This window comes from Pseudomonas sp. K5002 (assembly GCF_013386655.1).
Taxonomy (GTDB): domain Bacteria; phylum Pseudomonadota; class Gammaproteobacteria; order Pseudomonadales; family Pseudomonadaceae; genus Aquipseudomonas.
The window spans coordinates 1-6748 of sequence record NZ_JACARK010000593.1 but is presented as its reverse complement, the minus strand read 5'-3'; the positions used below and the strand labels follow the sequence as shown (position 1 = coordinate 6748).

The window sequence follows — 6748 nt, the reverse complement described above, 5'->3', positions numbered from 1 at the left end:
GTTAGCCGCATCCACCCGCACAAACCCGCTGGCCACATCCTCGACCACCGGCACCGCCTTGCCGTTGACCCAGCCACTGGCCAGGGTCGAGACGTAACCGGGGATACGGAATACACCGTGGCTGTGGGCACCGTCGCGCTCGGCGCTGGCGCAATTCTCGGCCAGCACCTGGGCCACATCGGCCGACGTACCGTGGCGGACAAACACCTGGCGCAGCAGGTCGGTCAATTGCGCATAACTGAGTCGCTCTGATGAAGACTCGACATCCAAAGGCGATGCAGACATCTGAAGCTCCCGTTTAATTATTGGAATGGGCAACAGCGTACAAGAATCGGTCCGTCGATTAGACAGGGTTTGCCCCATGGCTGTCGACAGGGAGCGCCAGACATATCTAGCCCCTCGTGGCGCCAGGCCTGGATAGGTTGCAGGCACGCAACTCTTCAAGGATCAGGATGATGAGCCACACCCCTCTCCCGTATTTTTTCCCCGAAGCCATGCGCGTGGGCTGGAGGGCGCTGGACCGTGAGCGCCAGCTGAACATCGACAGCAGGGACATCGAGTTTCTCGGCAAGGTGTTTTTTGCCAGCGATGCAGGCCGTCGCCAACAGTCGCCGCCAATGATCGCGCAGCGCATCTGGTTGAATAAAAGCACTGCCAATGCCGTCGAACTGGCCGGCAGCTTCATGATGAGTTCAACCAGCGCCTACCCACATGCCTGGCTCTACACCCCGTACGGCGGCCTGGAAAAATTCGACAGCCCCGCCCACTTGCTGACAGCACTGACCGAGCGCTTGAAAACCCCGGACAGCGCCACGCAACTGCTGTACTTCCTGCCCTTGCAGCAACAACCATCGCCGCTACTCGACAACCGACTGGTGCTGACACCGGAGGCCATGCTCGGCGACGTATTGGGTGAACAGGAAAAAACCCTCAGGCGCTATCAGGAGAATAATCGCCAGGCGCTGCTGGCGGCGTTGAAACAGTTGCCCGCCCTCGGCGCCCTGCTTTCAAAACTGCTCGAAAGCGTCTGCCGCCCACTGTTCCCCGGGCTCAGCCCCGGCGAAGCCCACGTGAGTTTTTTCGCCATACAGCCCGTTGGGTACACGGTGCCTCGCTGGATCGACTCGCTGCAACTCAATGACGCGGTGCTGTTGTACTACCGTGAACAAGCCTGGCCCGCCGGGCAAACCCGGGAGTTTTTCCACCCCAAGCGGCCTGCCGACGCCAAGGCCCGCGACACGCAGCGTTGGGAAACCGCGATCAAACAAGCAGCCGGCCAACTGATCCCGTTCCTGCACAGTGCACTGGAGACGTTCTGGAACAGCGAGATCGCACCGGGCGTGTCGCGTCGGGCCTGGTTCGCCCGGGCCATGGCCGCCAATGCGCAACTGGATCTGCTGTTCAAGCGCCAGCAATCCATCATCAGTCCGGAGCAAAGCCGCGCATTAGCAGCGCTGTACTCTTCCCGGGGTAACGAGCCCCCCCCGAACAGCCAGACGCTGCGCGTCGAGAACGTACAGATCTGGGAGCAGCCGAGCAACGCCGTCGAGCTGGCCAGCACCTTGATGATCGGCAATTCGCAGACCTTTCTCTACACCCCCGAGAAGGGCCTGCAGGTGCTCGGGACCTACGACGACCTGATGGACACCCTCAAGGCCATGGTCAAGGCGCCAGGCTATGAAGACGACCTCTACAACCTGATGTCCCTGGAGGAGCGGGCGCTGTTTGTAGGGTTCAAGACGCCGCAGTTTTCCGGTACTCCCATCGCCGGCAATCTGTTTGAGCAGGTGCTCGAAACCATCATCGGCAAGCAGCAACAGAACCTACGCTACGCACTCGACCTGTACCGACGCACCCGCGCCGGCATTGACCCCTCGGCCTTGCTCGACTACGCGCTGGATGTGCGGTACATGATCGACAGCCACCTCCCGGGCCTGGATACCGCGGGACGCTGGACGCCTCATTCGGTACTGGCCGACCCGACTCGCCCGGTGTCGCTGGCCGCCGAACGTGCCGCCCTGCTGCAAAAGCAGATGACCGATATCCAGGACACGCTGGCAACCCAGGTGCGAGCGCAACCCACATTGGCCAACACCGTCAATCAGGCGCTCACCGCCGAGTTCAACCGCCGCGGCTTGGCTGGCCACGATCCCGGCAAGATCTACGTCAATCGCTACGCCGCCAGCGCAAGCGCGACACCCGCCACTGCGCCCCTGGAAAGCCAGAGTCTGCGCAGTTACTTTCTTGCGCGCCTGATACACAAGCGCGGGCCGATTCCGCAAACGCCGCACTATGGCCTTTACGCCAGCCAGGTCGATGGGGCTGTCACACCGCTGGGCGGCCTGGACATAGCGCAAGCCAACGCAGTGCTCGATGCCGCACTGGTCAAGTTTCATCACTCCAACATTGCCGATATTCCCCGCGAATACCTGGAACAGCTCAAGGCGCCGATGGCCCATGCCATGGCGGTGGCGATCCAGGGCGAAGCCAGGCTCAGGCGCCTCAACAACAGCCTGGACGCGCGTGATGAGGCGATCGCGCAGACGGTGTTTGATCTTCAACACCCTGATCGCCGCCGGCGCCAGGGCCTGGGTGGATTCATCCCGGATGCCTATGCGTTGACCGTCGAACCCGAGGGCCTGACGCAACGGGTGCCCCTGGCGCATTGCTTGATGCTCACCGAACGCGGTGGCCTGGCCCCGTCCCACTCAGGCCGGGCCGTGCTGTGGACGCCGGCGCGCGGCCTGGAGAGTTTCGCCAATGTCAGCCAGTTGCAGACAGAACTGCAACGACGACTGGCCGCCCCGGACCTTCGCAGGCAGCTACTGGCCAATCTCGACCCGCGCTATCTCAAACCGCACCAGGCCTGCGCACTCGGTCAGTTCATGCTGATCAACGGCGCGGTCGCACAGCACTGCCAGCAGTCCTGGATTGATCATTACAGGGCACAACGGGCTCACTGCCTCACCCTGACGCTCTCAGGGGACGCCTTGCTGAAGCGTCTCGGGGGGCTGGAAAAGGCCTTGCCGGCCAACGACCTGGGCCATGCCTCACAAATCGCCCAGACCTTCATGGCACAACAATCACTGCCCGCCTGGCTGGGGATGGCGTCTGTCAGCCAACAGCGTCGCCATGTCGAAATCCTTGAGCAATACCGCCACAGCCTCACGGACGACAAGGACTACCTTGACGATTTCCTGCCGCTGCCAGCGTATCTCGGCAGCAAGCTCATCGACTTGTTGCAGCCCTATGACGTGCGCCCGCAAGACGTCTACATCCTGCCCAAGCTGGTATTGGCCGGCCAGCGGCAGAACCTGGTGGACTACGCCCTCAATCACGTCAGCCAGCAAGCTGCTGCATTCGATGTCGAGTCCACAGCCGCCGGCCTGACACCTGCTGTGGTGCGCCAGATCCTCGCGCGCCTGCCCCTCAAGCAGGACCACCAGGCTTGCCTGGTCGAAAAACTCACCCCGGGCAAGCCGGGCGCAGACGTGCGGGAGCGCCGGTTTATTCGGCAACTGCCCTGGCAACTGTTGCAAAATGCCCACGCGCTGAGGCTGCAGGAACTGTTATCACCCGCGGGCCTGAGCCTGGTCGAACAGGTCCTCGACATGCCGGACGCGCTCGCCCGCGCAGCGGTCGAGGGCGCGACCTCGACAGTGCGTCCGCTGGAGTTGATCGCCACGGCGGGGGCCCGGTCCATCAAGACCCTTGGGGTCTACTTGATCAGCGCCGCCGAAAGCACTCCGCTGGTGATGTATGCGCCCTATGGGCCGCAACAGGCGTTCCAGGAGTTCGACAACGAGGCGGATTTGATTCGCCGGCTCAACCTGCCCGGCCCCTTGCAGGACTGGGTGATCGGTCGCCTGCCAGAGGCTGAGCAAGCCACGTATAGACACCTCTGGGCCAGCACGGTCGGGGGAACCTCGGAAATCACCCTGGGGGCCAATCCGATCAGGGGCCACGCCCTCAAGCAGTTGTACCGCGACAACATCGGATTGATCTCGAACCTGTTTGAACAGCAATCCCAGGCCAACGGCCGGTCAGCCTGGGACACCCTCAAAGCCTTGTTCAGCAGCGGACTGCAGCACGCGCAGGCGTTGCTGCCGGGCAAACTGATGGTGCCGCTGGTGATCTGGCAAAGCTACAAACTGTTCCAGGCCTCTGCCGAAGACTTGCAGCAACACCGCTGGCGCGAGGCGCTGCAAACCTTCATCGGCGGTGTCGCGCAAATGGCTTCGATCCGCGCATTGATGGATGAACCCTCGACACCAGGCACCGCCCCCGCGCAACCCGCGCCGACGCAAACGGCCAGTGCCTGGCACGACATCGACGTCACCGCCCGGGCCCGAACCCGGCTGCAAGCGTACGAAGCCTGCGACATCAGCCTGGAGGGCCTGACGGCAGGCAACACGGGCGTCTACACAGCGACGGACAACCGGCATTACCTGCCGTGCGCAGGCAAGGTCTACCGCGCCAGGCAGGTCGAAGGCCATTGGCGGCTTTTCAGTGCACGGTCCAAAGGACCGTTTGTGCGCCTGGATGCCAACCGCAAATGGACCCTGGACCCGGGCGCATCGGTTCGCCGCCACGGCCCCGGATGGAGTGCAATGATGGACCGCCGTGAGGTGCGGACAGCCGTGGACCAGGTGATGAACGTCGAGGCCCGCGGCCTGGCCGAGATTCGGCGTGTGTCGCCCGCCAGGGCCCAGGCGATCGTCGAGGCACTGGACCTGGCAACCTTCTACCTGCACAACTGCCAGCAGAACCTGAAGCTGCTCGACCACCAGTATCCGCCCGTGACCCGGGTGCATCGCTTCATCAACCGCTTCTTTGGCATCCCGATAGACGCCGACACCGGCCCGGCCAAGTTTCCGGAAGCCCTCGCGCAAAAACTCATGGACACGGTGACCGCCCTCCTCGATGAGGCGCTGGAGCCGACACTCTACTCGCTCAATTCCCGGCGTTTCGTCTCCGGTGCGCATATTGCCGAACCCGAACGGCACTGGGCGTTTACCATCGACGGCGACCCGGATCGACGCATCTACCTCACTGAAAACTTCTTCAACCCCCCTACGGCCGATTTCGAAGGGCGCCTGATCAATCACTTCGACCAAAGAGCCCATGCCCGCGCGGCCACCTTGATTCATGAGTTGACTCATATCGTGAGCAATACCGCCGACGTCGCCTACCTCAATTCCACATCACCTTTTTCCGACCTGATTGAAGTACAGACCCAAGCCGGTCGCGATCTTCAGGACTGGCTGCGCAACGTGCAGGAGAATGCGTACTCGATCAACACGCCAGTGGGGCAGTTGTTCAAATCAGCGGACGCGTGGGGGGCTACCGGGTCTGATCTGGGAACCGACCCGGAAGATGACTACATCAGGCAGCAGATTCTTGCCACGACCGGAGGCGTGGACTTGAGCAATGCGCGGGGAATTTTCAAAACCAACCTGACGCGGCGGTTCAACACACAGATGGATAACGCCGACTCACTGACCTTATTGATCACAACCCTGGGGCGCCAGCTGGACCCCGTGCCTTCGATTGCCGAAGCCATACCGTAACAGACAGGGTGCGGGCCGAACGCCCGCACCTGTCAGTTCATTCAGTCTTTCTGATCGCGCAACACATTGCCCGACTCACCGTCGATGCGGAACTCATAGACCACGCCATCGGCCTTGCGCCCCTCACCTTCCCAGTAGCCATCGTTATCGGCTTCGATCTTGTAGATCTCGACGTAGCCGGCCTTGCCCTTGGCGGTCTCGATGGCTTTCTCAATGGTGATCCAGCCTGCGCCCGGTTTGTCCGCCAGGGCGGCTCCAGCACTGAGCAAGGCGGTGGTTGCGACAACGGCGGCTAAGGTTTTCTTAAGCATTTTCGTGCTCCATTAGGGAATGAGTGTTACCTGTCCTGAATTTTTTAGGGCCCTGCAGACGAGAATTAGTTCCAATTGATGTGCATTCGCCATGATGGCTGTTCTCGCCGTCCTGCTGTGGAGGTTAGAATGTCGGAAATCAGGATGAGTTAATGACAGATAAGTCCCTATCAGAAGCCGAATACGACGCCATCACCGATGCCGCTGCGCACTGGTGCATGCGTCTGCACGCTGGCGATTGCACGACGGCGGAGCGTCAGGCCTTCGAGCAGTGGCACGATGCGCATCCACTGCATGCCTTCGAATACGCCGCGATGCTGGAAATCTGGGACGTTGCCGATCACTTGCCCCGCAGCGAGCCGGCCCCCGTCGTGGCGCGGCGACAACCTCGCAGCCGTTTGAGGAACTACGCGGTAGCGGCGGCGATATGCCTGGTGGCCTTGCCACTGGCGGCCTTTACCGGCTGGGAAGCGGGCTGGCTGCCCAGCTCGTACAACCATTACGAAGCTGAAAACAGCTTGCGCCAGGTCACCCTTGACGACGGCAGCCAGGTTGAACTGAACCTGGGCACCGAACTGGTCTACAGCAATTTCAAGGATCAGCGCCGGGTTACCCTGAAAAAAGGCGAGGCGTTTTTCAAGGTCAGCCATGACGCGCAACATCCGTTTATCGTCCACGCCGGGGACGGCCAGGTTCGAGTGACCGGCACTCAGTTCAATGTCTGGAAATACGAAGACCATGTGCGGGTCATGCTGCTGCAAGGCTCGGTGCTGGTGAGCAGCGACGACGCCCACAGCGGCCTGCGCCTGTCACCCGGGATGCAGGCCAGCTACAACCGTGGCGATGCCAGCCCCCAGGCCCAGCCAA

General features: G+C 61.9%; 4 protein-coding genes. 2 read left to right on the top strand and 2 right to left on the bottom strand.

Annotated features, from left to right (window positions below):
* A partial coding sequence (locus tag HX846_RS24295; protein ID WP_178966240.1) for an Ldh family oxidoreductase occupies window positions 1-285 on the bottom strand: 285 nt, incomplete at its 3' end.
* 170 nt (window positions 286-455) lie between these two features.
* On the opposite strand from HX846_RS24295, the gene HX846_RS24290 reads away from it, so the two are divergent.
* A complete protein-coding gene (locus tag HX846_RS24290; protein ID WP_178966239.1) occupies window positions 456-5570 on the top strand; it encodes a dermonecrotic toxin domain-containing protein in 5115 nt (1704 codons plus the stop codon).
* Window positions 5571-5611: 41 nt separating this feature from the next.
* Here the strand turns inward: HX846_RS24290 and HX846_RS24285 are convergent, their stop codons facing one another.
* Window positions 5612-5881, bottom strand: a complete 270-nt coding sequence (locus tag HX846_RS24285; RefSeq protein WP_087694375.1) for a PepSY domain-containing protein — start codon at window positions 5879-5881, stop codon at window positions 5612-5614.
* A gap of 152 nt (window positions 5882-6033) precedes the next feature.
* On the opposite strand from HX846_RS24285, the gene HX846_RS24280 reads away from it, so the two are divergent.
* On the top strand, window positions 6034-6748 hold a 715-nt coding region (locus HX846_RS24280; RefSeq protein WP_178966238.1), incomplete at its 3' end, for a FecR domain-containing protein.